The sequence below is a fragment of the Pseudomonas sp. P1_C12 genome (assembly GCF_056406435.1).
On record NZ_JBFUAE010000001.1, the window covers coordinates 267981 to 282748 of the forward strand.

Annotated in this window: 13 protein-coding genes; 1 reads left to right on the plus strand and 12 read right to left on the minus strand. The window is 53.9% G+C overall.

Annotated elements, in window-relative coordinates:
* Window positions 1-47: 47 nt before the first annotated feature.
* From AC1D19_RS01270 to AC1D19_RS01320, 11 genes are all read right to left on the minus strand, one after another.
* Window positions 48-977, minus strand: a complete 930-nt coding sequence (locus tag AC1D19_RS01270) for a DMT family transporter (RefSeq protein WP_457327385.1) — start codon at window positions 975-977, stop codon at window positions 48-50.
* 41 nt (window positions 978-1018) lie between these two features.
* On the minus strand, window positions 1019-2032 hold the full coding sequence (locus AC1D19_RS01275) for a GlxA family transcriptional regulator (RefSeq protein WP_477762340.1): 1014 nt from the start codon (window positions 2030-2032) through the stop codon (window positions 1019-1021).
* A gap of 102 nt (window positions 2033-2134) precedes the next feature.
* Window positions 2135-3133, minus strand: a complete 999-nt coding sequence (locus AC1D19_RS01280) for a 4-hydroxyproline epimerase (RefSeq protein WP_123366501.1) — start codon at window positions 3131-3133, stop codon at window positions 2135-2137.
* A 12-nt stretch (window positions 3134-3145) separates the two neighbouring features.
* Window positions 3146-3994, minus strand: coding sequence for an ABC transporter permease (locus tag AC1D19_RS01285; RefSeq protein WP_477762064.1), 849 nt, complete (start codon window positions 3992-3994; stop codon window positions 3146-3148).
* Window positions 3991-4839, minus strand: a complete 849-nt coding sequence (locus AC1D19_RS01290; protein WP_477762065.1) for an ABC transporter permease — start codon at window positions 4837-4839, stop codon at window positions 3991-3993. Before AC1D19_RS01290 ends, AC1D19_RS01285 begins: the two co-directional genes overlap by 4 nt.
* On the minus strand, window positions 4836-5954 hold the full coding sequence (locus AC1D19_RS01295; RefSeq protein ID WP_477762066.1) for a quaternary amine ABC transporter ATP-binding protein: 1119 nt from the start codon (window positions 5952-5954) through the stop codon (window positions 4836-4838). Before AC1D19_RS01295 ends, AC1D19_RS01290 begins: the two co-directional genes overlap by 4 nt.
* Window positions 5955-6029: 75 nt before the next feature.
* Window positions 6030-6881 carry a glycine betaine ABC transporter substrate-binding protein gene (locus tag AC1D19_RS01300; RefSeq protein ID WP_477762067.1) on the minus strand — a complete coding sequence of 284 codons (852 nt, stop codon included), beginning with the start codon at window positions 6879-6881 and terminating at the stop codon, window positions 6030-6032.
* A gap of 68 nt (window positions 6882-6949) precedes the next feature.
* The gene (locus tag AC1D19_RS01305) at window positions 6950-8296 is read right to left on the minus strand and encodes an NAD(P)/FAD-dependent oxidoreductase (RefSeq protein ID WP_477762068.1); all 1347 of its coding nucleotides are present in this window, start codon (window positions 8294-8296) and stop codon (window positions 6950-6952) included.
* A complete protein-coding gene (locus AC1D19_RS01310; RefSeq protein ID WP_477762069.1) occupies window positions 8293-9810 on the minus strand; it encodes an aldehyde dehydrogenase in 1518 nt (505 codons plus the stop codon). Before AC1D19_RS01310 ends, AC1D19_RS01305 begins: the two co-directional genes overlap by 4 nt.
* Window positions 9803-10714 (minus strand): dihydrodipicolinate synthase family protein, encoded by a 912-nt coding sequence (locus AC1D19_RS01315; protein WP_477762070.1) that lies wholly within the window; start codon window positions 10712-10714, stop codon window positions 9803-9805. The genes AC1D19_RS01310 and AC1D19_RS01315 overlap by 8 nt, the downstream gene beginning before the upstream one ends.
* Complete coding sequence (locus AC1D19_RS01320) at window positions 10711-11424, minus strand: GntR family transcriptional regulator (protein ID WP_477762071.1); 714 nt, start codon at window positions 11422-11424, stop codon at window positions 10711-10713. The genes AC1D19_RS01315 and AC1D19_RS01320 overlap by 4 nt, the downstream gene beginning before the upstream one ends.
* A 647-nt stretch (window positions 11425-12071) precedes the next feature.
* Between AC1D19_RS01320 and AC1D19_RS01325 the strand changes: the two genes are divergently transcribed.
* Window positions 12072-13307 (plus strand): aromatic ring-hydroxylating oxygenase subunit alpha, encoded by a 1236-nt coding sequence (locus AC1D19_RS01325; RefSeq protein ID WP_477762072.1) that lies wholly within the window; start codon window positions 12072-12074, stop codon window positions 13305-13307.
* An 89-nt stretch (window positions 13308-13396) separates the two neighbouring features.
* Here AC1D19_RS01325 and AC1D19_RS01330 read toward each other — a convergent pair whose 3' ends face one another.
* The gene (locus AC1D19_RS01330; protein WP_477762073.1) at window positions 13397-14359 is read right to left on the minus strand and encodes a LysR family transcriptional regulator; all 963 of its coding nucleotides are present in this window, start codon (window positions 14357-14359) and stop codon (window positions 13397-13399) included.
* Between the last annotated feature and the right edge of the window lie 409 nt (window positions 14360-14768).

The window sequence follows — 14768 nt, forward strand, 5'->3', positions numbered from 1 at the left end:
AGAGAAAGCAGCTGAGCCAATAAGCCTCGAAAGGATAGGTTGAATGTTCACGCCTTCGCTTTAATCGCATACAGCCCACCAATAATCACCAACGCTGCTCCAACAACCACCCACATATCAGGGTGCTCGGCAAAAACGATCACACCGATCAACGTGGCGAACACCAGAAGCGCATAGTTGAAAGGCTGTAGCGTAGAAGCGGTCGCGTATTTCAGTGCTTGAATGAGGAGAATCTGAGCGACTACTCCCGTCAATGACAGTATCGCCATCAAGAGGCCCTGAACGGGAGTCGGAGCAACCCATGCAGGCAGCCCCACAAAAGTGATCGTCAGGGCACCCACAATTGCCATGAAGAGCATGTTCGTAGCAAAGGAGTCGTGCTGGCTAATCCGGCGCGTCAGCACGTTGAACAATGCAAAACCCAATGCAGCTAGCAGGGGAATCAGCGCTGCGAGTTCAAAGACGCCCGCGCCTGGCCGGAGGATGATCAGAGTCCCGGTGAACCCTATGACCGAGGCAATCCAGCGTCGAAGGCCTATAAACTCTCCAAGTACGGCGCCGGCCAATGCCAATGTCATCAGCGGAAATACGGCATAGAGCGCATGCATTTCGGCCAGGCCCAGATAGCGTAGCCCGATCGCAAACAGTATCGTTTCAGCCACGGCTAACAGCGCTCGAATGATTTGGAGCCAAGGGTGCTTGCTGCGAAACGACGCCTTTACCCTACCTTGATAGGCAGCATATCCGAGGGCAAAAACGACAAACACCCAATACCGCACCATGACCAGTTGGGCAACCGGGAAGTCTTTGACAAGCACCTTGGTTATGCCGTCCTGGGTCGCAAAGATAAGCATTGAAAGCAGGCACAGGAAAATCCCGAGTTTGGGCCTTGCGACCCCAGAACTAACGGCAACGGTGGGCGTAGTTAAGTACGCCGTGTTTTTTGTTTGATCGCTCTTCAATCGCACCTCGGTCATGCCCTCCTCCTTAGCGTGTCAGCTGTCGACGAAGCGCTTCTTTATTTCACTAGCCGCGTTTCTCTCGATGGCCGGTAACCAAAATACGAGCTGTAGCATTTGCTGAAATGGCTCGGCGAAACGAAGCCGCATGCGACCAGCACATCAACCTGAGACAGCTCTGTGTGCTGCAGCAATCGTCGTGCTTCGGTAATGCGTAATTCCAGGTAATACCGCTGCGGTGTGGTACCCAGTTGTTCTTTGAACAAGCGCTCTATTTGTCGACGGGAACGTCCGGCATAGGCTGCCAGTTGCTCCATTTGCAATGGCTCTTCAAGGTTGGCGTCCATCAGCTTGACCACCTCTTTGAGGGGGGCGCTCAACGAGATGTTCTGTGTCGGTTTGATACGCCGATACCGCGACTCTTCGAAAGACAGAATGTCTTCGATGCCCTCGACAAGTGCCTTGCCGTGCAGCCCCTTGATCCACTCCAGGGCCATGTGAAAAGCACCCGCCGGACTCGAAGCCGTGAGCCGGTCGCGATCCATGACAAATGCTTCACTGGTGACATGCGTGACTTTTGAAATTTCTGCGAGCGCGGGTCGGTGTTCGGGATGAATCGCACAACGATACCCTTCAAGCAAACCTGACACGCCCAAAAACCACGCCCCATTCCATAGCCCGGCCAGTGTGATACCCAGTTCTGATGCTGTTTTGAGGAGGCTGATCAGCTCGTGATGGACTTTGAGCTCGGTGCGATAGCCGCCGCATATGACCAGCAAATTGAGGTGTTTGAGTGCTGCGACGTCTAAACGCCCATCCGGTCGAATGACCAAGCCAAGGTCGCTGGTGACCTCTCCGTCCTGCAACCCGAAGGTTCGTGAAGAGAACAACGTGGGACGCATGAGGTTGGCAGTGACAATCGTATCCAGAGCTTGCGTAAATGCAGGCAGCGAAAAGTTTTCGAGCAGTAAAAATCCTGCCCGGGCATGAGTCGTCGGCTCATTCCGGGTCTCTTCCACATAGCGCAGGTTTTTACCTTTCATACACCGGCTGAAATCTCGTCGTTCGATCACTTTACGCCTCGCTTCTTTACACTGACGAACACAGCCATTGTGCAAACCACGGTTGAATCTGCGCATCCGAAGAATCAACCGCTGGCGCCGTGACCAAACTTTTTATGCGAGCTGGAAACCGTGGGCTAGAGGGTCTTTGTCATCAACGAAAATAGTGTTGTGACCTATCACCTCAGCCCAGCCGCTGACACTTGGATTCATGCCGTCGAAGGTTCCGACTTTTACCGACGCCTCAACTTTTCCTTCGTAGATCGTGCCGATCAGACTTTCGAGTCGATAAACGTCGCCGACGTTCAGCCGACCCTTTCCGAAGAGCTGAGCCATCCGGGCCGAGGTACCGGTACCGCCGGGAGAACGATCAATAGCTTTATCACCGTAGAACACGGCACAGCGTCCATGCACGGTTCTGCTCTGTGGTTTGTCACACCAGATGATGTGATGAACACCACTGATTCTGCTGTTCTCTGGATGCACTGGGTCACAAATGGCCGAGAGCGCTGCACGCAGCTTCTGGCTCAACCCCACGATGTCAGCCGTCGTCTGCCCTTCGAATCCAGTCCAGCACTCCTGTGGTTCGACCACCGCGTAGAAATTCCCGCCGTAGGCGATGTCCACCGTAAACGTTCCAACACCAGGTACTTCCACCACCACATCGGCGCTGTGCAGGTAGCTGGATACGTTGAACAAGCGAATTGACTCAACAAATTCACCGCCCATGGTGTATTCGACATCGACCCGTCCCGCCGGTGTTTCAATGGCCAGTTTTCCCGGCTCGCGAGGTGTCACCAAGCCCTCTTCAATGACCACGGTCGATAATCCGATGGTGCCCGCTCCACACATCGGCAGGCAGCCGCTGACTTCGATAAACAACGCACCGAAGTCGCAGTCATCACGTACCGATGGATAGATGATGACGCCAGACATGATGTCGTGCCCCCGGGGCTCGAACATCAATGCGGTGCGTACCCAGTCGTGGTCACGCACGAAAATATCGCGCCGCTCCGCCATCGATACGGAAGGCATCAGCGGTGCTCCGCCCGCTACCACCCGAACCGGGTTGCCGCACGCGTGCGAATCAATGCAAAAAAAGCTGCGTCTCATACTGATGCCCTTTCAAAGGAGTTTGCTGGGAGAGTGACGCTGCAACGCGCCCCGTGACAGTCGATCCAGCAGCAGCGCAATAGCGACAATGGCCAAACCTGCTCGCAGCCCCAAGCCCATCTCCATCCTGGAGAGGCCACGGGTCACTTCAGCCCCCAGACCGCCGGCCCCCACCAGACCGGCCAGCACCACCATCGCCAGCGACATGAGGATGCATTGGTTCAGGCCTACCAACAGCGTGGGTGCGGCACTCGGCAGTTCAATTTTGAACAGAATGTCTTTAGGTGAAGCACCGGACGCCTGCCCCAACTCAAGGAGATCCTTGGGCAGTTGCTTGAAGGCCAGGGTCGTCAATCTGAGCATCGGCGGGATGCCGTAAACAATCGTTGCGATGATCGCGGGCACCCTCCCCAAGCTGAACAGCATCACCGCGGGGATCAGGTAAACCCAAGGCGGCACCGTCTGCATGATGTTCAGAATCGGCAGCAACGCTTCATCTACACGCTTCACCCGGGCAGCTAGAACGCCCAGCGGGAAAGCGATGGCCACCGAGATCAGGACCGCCACGCTGACGAGCGCGATCGTCTGAATGGACGCAACCCAAAGGCCAGCGAACAAACAGAAAGCCAACATCACCGCAGCGAAAACGGCGACCCGCTTATTGGCAAAAAAGAAGGCCACAACGACGACAATACCGATGAATAAATACGGATGGGGAGCAAGCAACGCTCCCTCCACTGCACCGAGTACCGCCTCAACGACCAGACTGATCCCTTTGAACAAGCCATGTAAATTCGTGTTCAGCCAATCAACGGCAGGCGCCAGGTAATCGCCTGGAGAAAATTGAATGTGCGTTGTCATTGAGATGCCCCCACCCGCGACTGTGCAGCGCTCTGCGCCAGACGATCCAGAATCATGGTCAGAATGACGATTGCGATAGCTGCGTTGATCGACTTGGCGATATCCAAAGTACGAACGGACCCGTAAATCGCCTCGCCCAAACCGCCCGAACCTACAATGCCGGCGATGACGACCATGCCGAATGCCATCATCAGGCTCTGGTTAACGCCGGCCATGATGCTGGGCATGGCGAACGGTAAGCGGATCTTGAAAAACATCTGCATACCAGTCACGCCGCTGGCATCTCCCAATTCGATGAACTCCTTGGGCGTCATGCGAATACCCAGGGAGGTCAGTCGTAGCGCGGGGGGAAGCGCGACGATAAAAGTCGCCAGCAGCGCCGTGGCAGGGCCGTAGCCGAGCAGCGCAATGGCCGGTAGCAGGTAGATGTAGGGCGGCATCGTCTGGATCAAATCCAGACAAGGATCAACCACACGATCAAAGGCCGGCGCCAGACCCGCGACGACTCCCAGCGGAATGGCGACCGCCAGTGCCAACACAGTAGCGGTGAGCACCAGTGCAAGCGTACTGACTGTCTCTGGCCACAAACCGATAAGGTCGCACAGCAACAATGCCAGACCTGAGAGAATCGCGAAGCGGACGCCGACAACACGCCAGCCAATCAACGCCATGACAATCGCCACGACGTAATGCGCTGGATAAGCAATACACCACAGCACGCCTTGGTAAATGCCATTCAGCCCCGCATTGACGGCATCGAACACGAACTCGCCATTATCTGAAAGCCATTCCAGCCCCGTATCAATGGATGCATCGAACTGACTGGAAAAATCCGGCGTGCTCATGCGGACGCCTCCATCGCATTGGCAGTTGCTACGGGCGCCAATTCATTGGGAATACCTTGCACGCCCCGCAACAGATCACGGGGGGTAATGATCCCCACCACTGTTCCGTTATCGACGACGGCAAGCGCGTCGCGCTCGGACTTCATCGTCAATCCGATAAGTTCATTGATATCGGCATCAAGCGAGGTTTTGGTGAGCCTGGAGATGTCACATGTCAGGTGAGCTGCCTTGTAGGCCAGGACCGACGTCATGACCGAGTGAGCCTTCACCAGATGCAGTCGGGAAATGCCGGCGACAAATTCCGCCACGTAGTCGTCAGCCGGGTTGAGCACGATCTCCTCGGCGGTGCCGACCTGAATGATGGCGCCATCCTTCATGATCGCAATGCGATCACCAATGCGGATGGCCTCGTCCAGGTCGTGGGTAATAAACACCGCGGACTTGCCCAGTTCCTTGGTCAATTGGCGGAACTCATCCTGCAACTGTCGGCGAATCAGCGGATCAAGCGCGCTGAACGGCTCATCCATCAAAATCACTTCTGGATCGGCAGTCAGTGCGCGCGCCAGCCCGACTCGTTGTTGCATGCCCCCGGACAGCTCGCTGGGATAGCGCGAAGTCCACTCGCTCAATCCAACCTTCGCCAACGCCTGCTCGGCCACTTTGTAACGCTCGGCCTTGCCCACACCCTGCACTTCCAGGCCAAACGCGGTGTTCTCAAGAACCGTACGGTTAGGTAGCAAGGCAACGCTTTGAAAGACCATACCGATGTGACGCGCCCTCACCTCTCGCAGTTGTGCCGGCGACAAGGATGAAACGTCCTTGCCTTTGACCAGCACCTTCCCCGAGCTCGGGGTGATCAGCTTGTTCAGCAACCTTATAAGGGTGGATTTGCCACTGCCGGACAAACCCATGATGCAAAAGATTTCCCCCCGGCGAACCTGGAGACTGACATCGGAAACCCCGACTACGCAGCCGTAGTTTTGCAGGATCTGGGTCTTTGAAAGACCCTGCTGGACAACCGCATCCATGGCTGCCGGTGCACTTTTACCGAAGATTTTCCAAACCGACTGGCAATCTACCAGCACTTCGTCAGTATTAATTGTGGCCATTGTCATTTCGCAATCCATCGAACCAGTTGTTTGCTGGTTTCTTTAATTAATCAAAGGGCGGCAGTGGCAAACAAACAAAACTTAATAGTTCTTGATATTTCCCCAACGATTTACAAGATCGGTATGACTATCAATCCAACCCTTGATAGCCTCGTCCATGGTCTTGCCATCCTTGACTTCAGCATTCATCGCGGTGATGTCCGTGATAGGCACATATACGCTGGCCATTAGTTCACGCGCACGCGGATTGGCTTCAGCGAAGCCTTTGTGTCCGATCCAGTAATAACCCTGCAATGGCGGGAAGACCCCTTTTGGATCTTTCAAGAATTTGAGATCAAATTTCTTGGTCATCCACGATGGATCCCAGACGGTTACCGCCACCCACTCTTTGCGGTCGACTGCCGACTTTAAAGCCGCGGTCATGGCGGAAGTACTGCCTTCGACCAGCTTGAGCTTGATGTCGTACGCTTTGACAACGTTGTTCGCGTCACTCATCAAACCCGAACCAGGCTCGATGCCTATGATTCTGTTACCCAGTTTGTCCGCGTTTGCATTCAGCTGCTCGATGGAGTCGATGTCCACGTAACTGGGTACTGCCATGCCCTGATAAAGACCATAGGAGACCGGTGACAGCTTCTCGATTTTGTTTTTGTTCTTTTTCCAGTAATCGGCTGCGGCGTAATCAGTCTGGGATGCCAACACTTGAATATCCCCTTTGCTGAGTGCAGCGTAGGCGATACCCCACTCGGAAAACTCCACTACTTTTACGGTATATCCAGCGTTCTCGAGTACCTTCTTGGTAATGCCGCTGATAGGCACCAAGTCCTCCCAAGACATGGTGCCCATTACTATGTTTTTTTCTTCAGCGTGTGCCTGCAAACTCATCATACCCACAAGCGCGAGCGCGCAGAATGCCTTCCAAATATTCTTCATGGATTGTTCCGTTCTTATTAGTGACTTATTAAACGGCCTTTATAGGAAAAGCCGACAACTTAAACTTGTTAACCTTCTCGCCCGGCCCAAAACTCATGCCAGCGAATAACTGAACTGACGCCCAGCTTCGTTATTATCTTGGGTGGTAGCTTGCTGGGGCCTGGTGCGTGACTGAAGCTATCGAGAAACTCCGAACGCGTACCCGATGCCAACTCCGCAGCCATCACACCTGCCAGGGTGCTTTTCACAGTACCCAGCCCATTCTCGCAGCAAGCCGAGTACAGGTTTTCTTCAATCTCGCCAAATGCAGCGGCGCTGTTACGACTCAGACACAGACGGCCGGCCCAACTGAATTCCAACGCAGTGGATTTCAATTCGGGAAAGCGGGCATCCAGGGAATGTCGCTGTTCTTTGGCCACCGCAGCTACCCGCTCTGGAGTGACCTGGATACTCGGGTCATAGGTGAACTTGGTCCGGATGACGATACGCGAGAGACCGTCTGAAGAGATCTTGCGAACGGTCGCGCCCATTGGATCCGCCGGCAACAACGCCCACCTGGCTTTGCCCGGTACGTCTTTCTTGAACTCATCATCACTGTACGCCGCCGTCATGGAAGCGTAAGTGAAGACGTGCAGTAGTCGTCCTTGATAATGGCCAAAGTCTTCAATGTGCCCGTTGACCCCCAAGATGACCTTGGGTGCGTGCACCGTCCCGTTATGAGACCGAGCGCTCCAACCGCTTCCCTGCTTGGTCAATTCAATAATCGGAGAACGTTCGAACAGCGTGATTTTCCCTTCGAGCCCTGCTGCCAGGTCTCTAATGTATTGCGCGGGTTGAATCATCACTGCGCCGGGGGTGTAGATCCCACCGTGGTAATAGGTGGACCCGGTGATTTCGCGCATTTGCGCGGCATCAAACATCTCGAACTTTTCGCCAATGCGCTCAAGGGATTTGGCGTAATTGACGTTCAGCTTCAGTCCACGCTCAGTGGCGGCCGCGTTGATCTTCCCTGAAGGGTCGAAGGTGTCTGGGGACATGCCGTACTCGCGTGCGGCTTCAGCGGCAAAAGCAATTGCAAAACGATTTTGGGTGATTTCCAGCGCCGTTGCAGACTCACTCGCTACGGAGTATTCCCCGGACGACAGACTGTGCGGCACATCGATCATGAAACCAGAGTTTCTGCCCGACGGCCCCTTGGCGACTTCATGCGCATCGACCACAACAATGCTGTCACCCGGGTGTAGCTGTGAAAGTCTGCGAGCGGCGGACAGGCCGGCAAAACCGGCCCCGATAATCAGCCAGTCCGCCGTCACGTTTCCATCAAGCATGCGGACAGGCGCAGTGCGTGCGGAAATCGCCTCCCAACCTGAAACCCCGGTGTCTACCGGCAGGCGCTTGATGGTATGGGTGCTCATTTTTCGGTCTCTTCATCCGACCGATCAGACACATCGATCCAGATGGTTTTGATTTCGGTGTATTGATCGTGGGCAAAAATCGATTTGTCCCGACCGCCGAAGCCCGACTCCTTGTAGCCACCGAAAGGCGTGGATGCATCGCCCTCGCCAAAGCAGTTCACGGTGACGATGCCGGCGCGAATTTCCCGCGACAACTTGATTGCCCGCCGCAGACTGCCGGTGTAAACAGAGGCCGCCAAGCCATAGACCGTGTCATTGGCCAGCGCAATGGCTTCGGAGATCGTGTTGAAGGAGGTGACCGAGAGAATCGGGCCGAAGATCTCTTCCTGAAAAAGCCGGTTGTCTCGACCTACACCGTCAATCACCGTTGGCTCTACAAAGGCACCGTCTTTGGTCGCGCCACCGTAAACCACTTCAAGCTTTCCGGCGGCGGCGTGCTCAAGGTACGACTTCACTTTGGCAAAATGCTCAGGGCTGACCAGCGACCCTACGCGGTTTTCCGGATCGAGTGGATCGCCCATTTTCCATTCGCGGATGTAGGTGCCCATGCGCTTCAGTAGCTCGTCTTTAACAGACGCGTGGACGATCAGACGAGAAGTCGCGGAGCAGTTTTCGCCCATGTTCCAGAACGCGCCATTGACGACGTGTTGAGCGACGAGATCCAAATCCTGGGCATCGTCCATCACCACGGCCGGGTTTTTCCCGCCGCACTCAAGGACGATGCGTTTCAGGTTCGAATCGGCGGCGTAATGCAGGAAGCGGCGGCCGGTTGCGGTGGAGCCGGTGAAGCTCACCATGTCGACATCGTTATGCAAACCGATCGGCTCTCCGACGTCCTTGCCCGTACCGGTCACAATGTTGAGTACACCAGCGGGTATACCGGCTTCAAACGCCAGTTGCGCGACACGCAAGGTGGTCAGCGAGGTTTGTTCAGCAGGTTTGACGATGACCGAACAGCCCGCAGCGAGGGCGGGGCCGATTTTCCACGCTAGCATCAGCAGCGGGAAGTTCCAGGGCAATACGCAGCCCACCACGCCGATCGGCTCCCGAACTACCATGGTCAGCGCGTCGCTGCCCACCGGGGCGGTGTTGTCATAAATCTTGTCAATCAGTTCTGCGTGCCAGCGGATCGTGTGGATGGTGTCCGGGATGTCGACCAACTGACATTCACTGACCGGTTTGCCGCTATCGAGACTTTCGAGGACGGCCAGTTCGTATTGATGGCCTTCAAGCAGGTTTGCAAACTTCAACAGAACCGCTTTGCGCTCCCGCGGAGAAATAGATCTCCAGCGCCCATCCTCAAAGGCCTCCTTGGCAGTGCTTACCGCGAAGTCGACATCTTCGGACGAACAAGCTGCGACGTCGGTTAAAAAGTCACCGGTCGCCGGATTGTTCGTGGCGAAGGTTTTGCCGGAGATCGCGGGTTTAAACGCGCCATTGATGAACGCCTTGGACGGCAACGAAATGTCTTTGGCCAGAGCGGCATACTCGGCCTTGCTCAGAAGATCACCCATGGCTGGCTCCCGAAGAAATGTTGGCTACGTTACGTTTGAGTTCAGTAATGACCGACGCGAAGCTCTGCTTTTCGTCCGCTTCAAGTGGCTGCAATGGCAGGCGCACGTTACCGACTTTCAATCCGGCAACTTCGCAGCCGTACTTGATCGACTGCACGAACTTGCCACCGTCCAGGGCATTCATCAGCGGCATCATTGCAGACATGATTTGACGGCCTTTGTCGAAGTTCTTTTCGATCACGCAGGCTTCATAAAGCGCGACGTGTTCCTTGGGCAGGAAGTTGGAACCTGCGCACACCCAGCTGCGGGCGCCCCAAGCAAAAAACTCGAGGGCCTGGTCGTCCCATCCGCAGGACAAGGCGATGTTGGGGAACTGCCGGGCCAGCATATGCACCTGGCCCATGTCGCCGGAACTTTCCTTGATGGCGACGACGTTTTTCGATTGGCTGACACGCGTGAAATATTCTTCATCCATCGAAACGCACATGCGTCCCGGATAGTTGTAAAGCATGATCGGCAAGCCTGCTGCGCGATCGATAGTCAGCGCGTGAATCGCGTTTTCCTGTGAGGTTGGCAGCGCATAAGGCGGGGACGTGACGAGAATGGCGTCCGCTTTGATCGCTTTGGCATCCTTGGCGTACTGAACCGCATCTTCGGTACGAATCGCCCCGGTACTGACGATCAGTTGTACTCGAGTGCCGATCACGTCTTTGGCGTAGGCCGCCAACTCGGTGCGTTCTTCTGAAGTCTGCGCATAATACTCGCCGGTCGACCCGCCGATAATAATGCCGTGCACCTTCGCCTCAATCAGCGACTCCAAAACCTCCGAGTACACATTCCAGTCAATCTCCCCATCAGAGTTATAAGGAGTTACTGCTGGCGTATAAATACCTTCAAATTTCAAGATAAATGCTCCGAATGCGAGTTAAGTGGAAGATCAACGAGCGCGTCAGCTTTGATGTCTTGAGGCGCGATAAACATCTCCATGTTTTTACGGGACAGCTCCCAATGTTCAAACACGAGATCAACTACGGCAGTTTCATCACGCCGTTCAATGGCTTGAATAAAAGCGTCATGATGTCCGGCGGATTGCTCGAGACGTTTCTCCATGTCCCTGGTTTGAGGGCGAAAAAACGTATTGCCGATACGAGCATGATCAATAAGCAGTCGCCCCAGACTAGGTTCCAGGTAATGATTGCAAGCCATTTCACCCATGATGGCGTGAAACCGATTGTTCTCAACAACCATCACCAGTGCATCTTTTGAAACAGTGCCCTTGCGAAAGCGTTTCTGGGTTTCTTTTAAATCAATCAATTGGTGTGGCTTGAAATTTTGTACCGCCAGGCGGCCAATAGCTGCATAGATCATGGGGGCTACCAGAAAGAAGTTTCGAAGCGTCGCATAATTCATAGGAATGACCCGGGCGCCTCGATTCTCTCGAATGTCTATATAACCTTCGCCAGCCAAACGTCTGAACACTTCACGAACAGGGGTTCGCGATAGACCATAACGCTCACTGATAACAACCTCGTCCAGCGCTTCATCTGGATCAAGTTCCATTGTCAGAATCTGACGTTTCAAGTCTTCGTAAAGAGCACTTTTACTGCCTTTCACAAATGACCTCCAGAGGTTGTTTTGCCGACTAGTACGGGTTAACTGTTGAATCCAGACTGGCATGGGCCAAGAAGACGGTCAATAGAGTGTATTTCTGGCGTATACATTTCCAGATAGGTGCTTCATACGTCCTGAAAAATTATTTTCCCTTTGTTTTCAATGATTTGTAATTTCCGCATCAGCGCCGCAGCTTCAATTGATAACATTTGTTTATGCATTGATAAGAGTAAATGTTTCTTGTTGATGCATGATTGTCGTCGTAGCCTTATAACAGCGATATTCTACCGACGAATTGGATAAGAAAATTTCTCGTACATTCGTTCCATTACTTAGAATCTGTCTGCTCGGACTGAAATAAGGAGCTGTAGAAAAATGGCTATTGATGCAACATCGGCATTACAGAAATGCCTGCATCAGTAAGGACTCGAACGAAATGAGTGCACGGATGGCACCACCATCCAAGAAGGCACATTTTTCGGAAGACGCTCCTGGACGTGGCAAACCGTTCCGGTTCGCGGATAGAAGCAGCACGGTTTGATGGACTTGCATCCACAGACGGTACTGCGAACTCAAGACCGTTTGGCTCACCTCACCTCGTTGAGCAGGCTGAACATGTCGCCCCTTTGGTATTTTGGAGTGTGTTGACCGTGAGCACTAAATCGGCAGTTTCAAATCTTATTGCGCAGCGCAAGCCTGACCACGCGCTGCCAGGTGCCCTTTATAGCGATCCAGACGTTTACAGGCAGGATCTGGAACAGATCTGGCACAAAAGCTGGATCTTCGCAGGACACACATTTGAGCTGGAGAAGTCAGGTCAGTACCTGTCGCTGCAAATCGGCGATTACCCTGTCGCTATCGTGCGCGGCGCAGATAAACAGATTCGGGCCTTCCACAACGCCTGCCGTCATCGCGGTTCCAAGGTGTGCCCGGAAGCCAGCGGCAAGGTCGCCAAACTGGTGTGCCCTTACCACAAATGGACATTCGAGCTGGATGGCAGACTGCTTTTCGCCGGGAACATGGGGGAGGATTTCGACAAGTCTCAGCATGGGTTGAAAACCGTGCATTGTGAGGTCGTCGAAACGTACATCTATGTCTGCGTCGCTGACGTCGCCCCAGACTTTTCTTCGTTCAGGAAATCCGTTACTCCTTTCGTTGCGCCTCATAACCTGGACGACTGCAAAGTCGCGTTTGAGTCGAATATCATCGAGAAAGGCAACTGGAAACTGGTTTTCGAGAACAACCGCGAGTGTTACCACTGCGATTTTACTCACCCGGAATTGATGCACTCATTCGTCGACAACCCATCAGTGGGTGGCGCCGGCGGCGATGAGGATCTTGAACTCAAAGAGCATTGGGATCGTTGCGAAGCAGCAGGCCTGCCCAGCCAATTGGTCATGGACGAAGACGGTCGCTTCCGCATGACGCGCATCCCCCTGTTTTCCGGGGCCGTCAGCTACACAATGGATGGCAAGCCTGCGGTCGCTGGCCGGTTGGACACAACCGGTGAAGCCAACATCGGCGCGCTGCTTTATTTCAACTACCCATCAACCTGGAACCACTTTCTGGGCGATCATGCGCTGAGCTTCCGAGTCCTGCCCCTTGGTCCGGGCGAGACAATGGTCACTACAAAATGGCTCGTCAAAAAGGACGCGCAGGAAGGTGTCGACTACGACATCGATCGCCTGACCAAGGTGTGGCTTGCAACCAATGACCAGGATCGCACCTTGGTTGAAGGCGCACAGGTCGGCGTCAGCTCTCCTGCTTACGAGCCGGGCCCATTGTCGGTGGCCAGTGAAATTGGCGTGTGTCAGTTTGATGATTGGTATTGCAAAACGATGCTTGATCAGCTCAACGACACGATCCCGTTAAGATCTGTCGGCTAAGTGCAAAACTGCCGGTGGTGAGAACCACGAATGATCACCACCGGTACATCCACGCAATCCGAGTACTGCTCCGCCAGTGCTCCTATCTTCTAAACAGCTCCGGAAAACTGGGTGAGAATCCAGTCGCGTAGCCGACAGCACGCGTCATCATTGATCCGGTCTTCACGAAATGTCAGATAGTGCTGACTTTCATGGAGAACCACTTCTTCTTCGATTGGACGGATCAACGTGCCGTTTTCGATCAGGTTTTCGACCAGGTGATTCCATCCCAGCGCTACGCCTTGGTGGGTTAATACCATGCTAATCACCAGGTTGTAGTCATTCGCGTTGAAAACGTGAGGGCTGTCGTGGGGGCGTTTCTCGATATCAACTTCGTGATAAGCCAGCCAAACGCCCCAGTCAACGTGCTCCGCTACTTGGGATCTGCCATAGGGGCTGAGGTTTAGCAAAACCCCGTCGCGTATGCCTTCCAGGCTGGACAGTTCAGGATGCTCCTCTTTGTAACGAGGTGTGCACACCGGGTAGATAACATCATGGCACAACGGATAACTACGGTAGCCATCCTGGATCATGGCCATCTTGGTGATGAAGATGTCCGGAGTCACACCCGGTTCCATCGACAAAAAGTTTTGGGTAGCCACCACGTTGAGATCGATGTCAGCGTTAGCCGTAAAAAACACTGGCAGCTTGGCTGCGAGCCAGAGTGCTGAGAACGCTGGAGAACAGCAAAGCGTCAGCGTGCGCTTGCCTGAGTTATTGGAGCGAATACGTTCCGCCGCCTGGGAAATGTTGACGAAAGATATCTGGGCAGCATCAAAAAATATGGATCCGGCTTCTGTCAGCTCGACCGCTCGACCCACCCTCTTGAAGAGATCTACCCCAAGGTACGCTTCAAGCTCCCGAATCTGACGGCTGATTGCCGCTTGAGTAACGCACAGTGCTTCTGCCGCACGCGTAAAGCTCTGATATTTGGCAGCTGCTACAAATGACTTCACGGCTTTCAAAGACGGCATTTTCAGCAGCGTCATGTCTGGATCTATGTGCTTAACCATAACCTAGAGTATTGAATATCCGGTTCGGGGCCCTTTGGAGGGCCGTTAGTGGCGAGATCAGCGGATGGGTTCCACCTAGAGCCTTCGCTGGAGCTTAGCTGATACAGAGGGTCTAAGACAGAGCCATCGGCAGCCGCCGTCGCAAACCATCACAGCCATCATCGCAAACCGACACAATTAAATGATCGATAACATGACGTTATTGATTGGCCAGAAGAAATGTTGTTAGACGTTGACTCTATTAGGTAATAACTTGTTCTCAAGGTCTGCTTAACTCAGCGCCGATAAAACAAAAATAATAAACATCACATAATAAAGAGGATGGTCACAATGACTAACTCCCAACCTTTCTCCCAGCTTGACTGCCCCCACAAGCACCGTCTTAACTGATCAAGATACGTATATCTAA

What these genes read in the sequence shown, in the direction of transcription:
- AC1D19_RS01330 (WP_477762073.1), bottom strand. Translation starts at nt 14,359, where the DNA reads ATGGTTAAGCACATAGATCCAGACATGACGCTGCTGAAAATGCCGTCT.
- AC1D19_RS01310 (WP_477762069.1), bottom strand. Translation starts at nt 9,810, where the DNA reads ATGGGTGATCTTCTGAGCAAGGCCGAGTATGCCGCTCTGGCCAAAGAC.
- AC1D19_RS01300 (WP_477762067.1), bottom strand. Translation starts at nt 6,881, where the DNA reads ATGAAGAATATTTGGAAGGCATTCTGCGCGCTCGCGCTTGTGGGTATG.
- AC1D19_RS01305 (WP_477762068.1), bottom strand. Translation starts at nt 8,296, where the DNA reads ATGAGCACCCATACCATCAAGCGCCTGCCGGTAGACACCGGGGTTTCA.
- AC1D19_RS01290 (WP_477762065.1), bottom strand. Translation starts at nt 4,839, where the DNA reads ATGAGCACGCCGGATTTTTCCAGTCAGTTCGATGCATCCATTGATACG.
- AC1D19_RS01285 (WP_477762064.1), bottom strand. Translation starts at nt 3,994, where the DNA reads ATGACAACGCACATTCAATTTTCTCCAGGCGATTACCTGGCGCCTGCC.
- AC1D19_RS01295 (WP_477762066.1), bottom strand. Translation starts at nt 5,954, where the DNA reads ATGACAATGGCCACAATTAATACTGACGAAGTGCTGGTAGATTGCCAG.
- AC1D19_RS01270 (WP_457327385.1), bottom strand. Translation starts at nt 977, where the DNA reads ATGACCGAGGTGCGATTGAAGAGCGATCAAACAAAAAACACGGCGTAC.
- AC1D19_RS01280 (WP_123366501.1), bottom strand. Translation starts at nt 3,133, where the DNA reads ATGAGACGCAGCTTTTTTTGCATTGATTCGCACGCGTGCGGCAACCCG.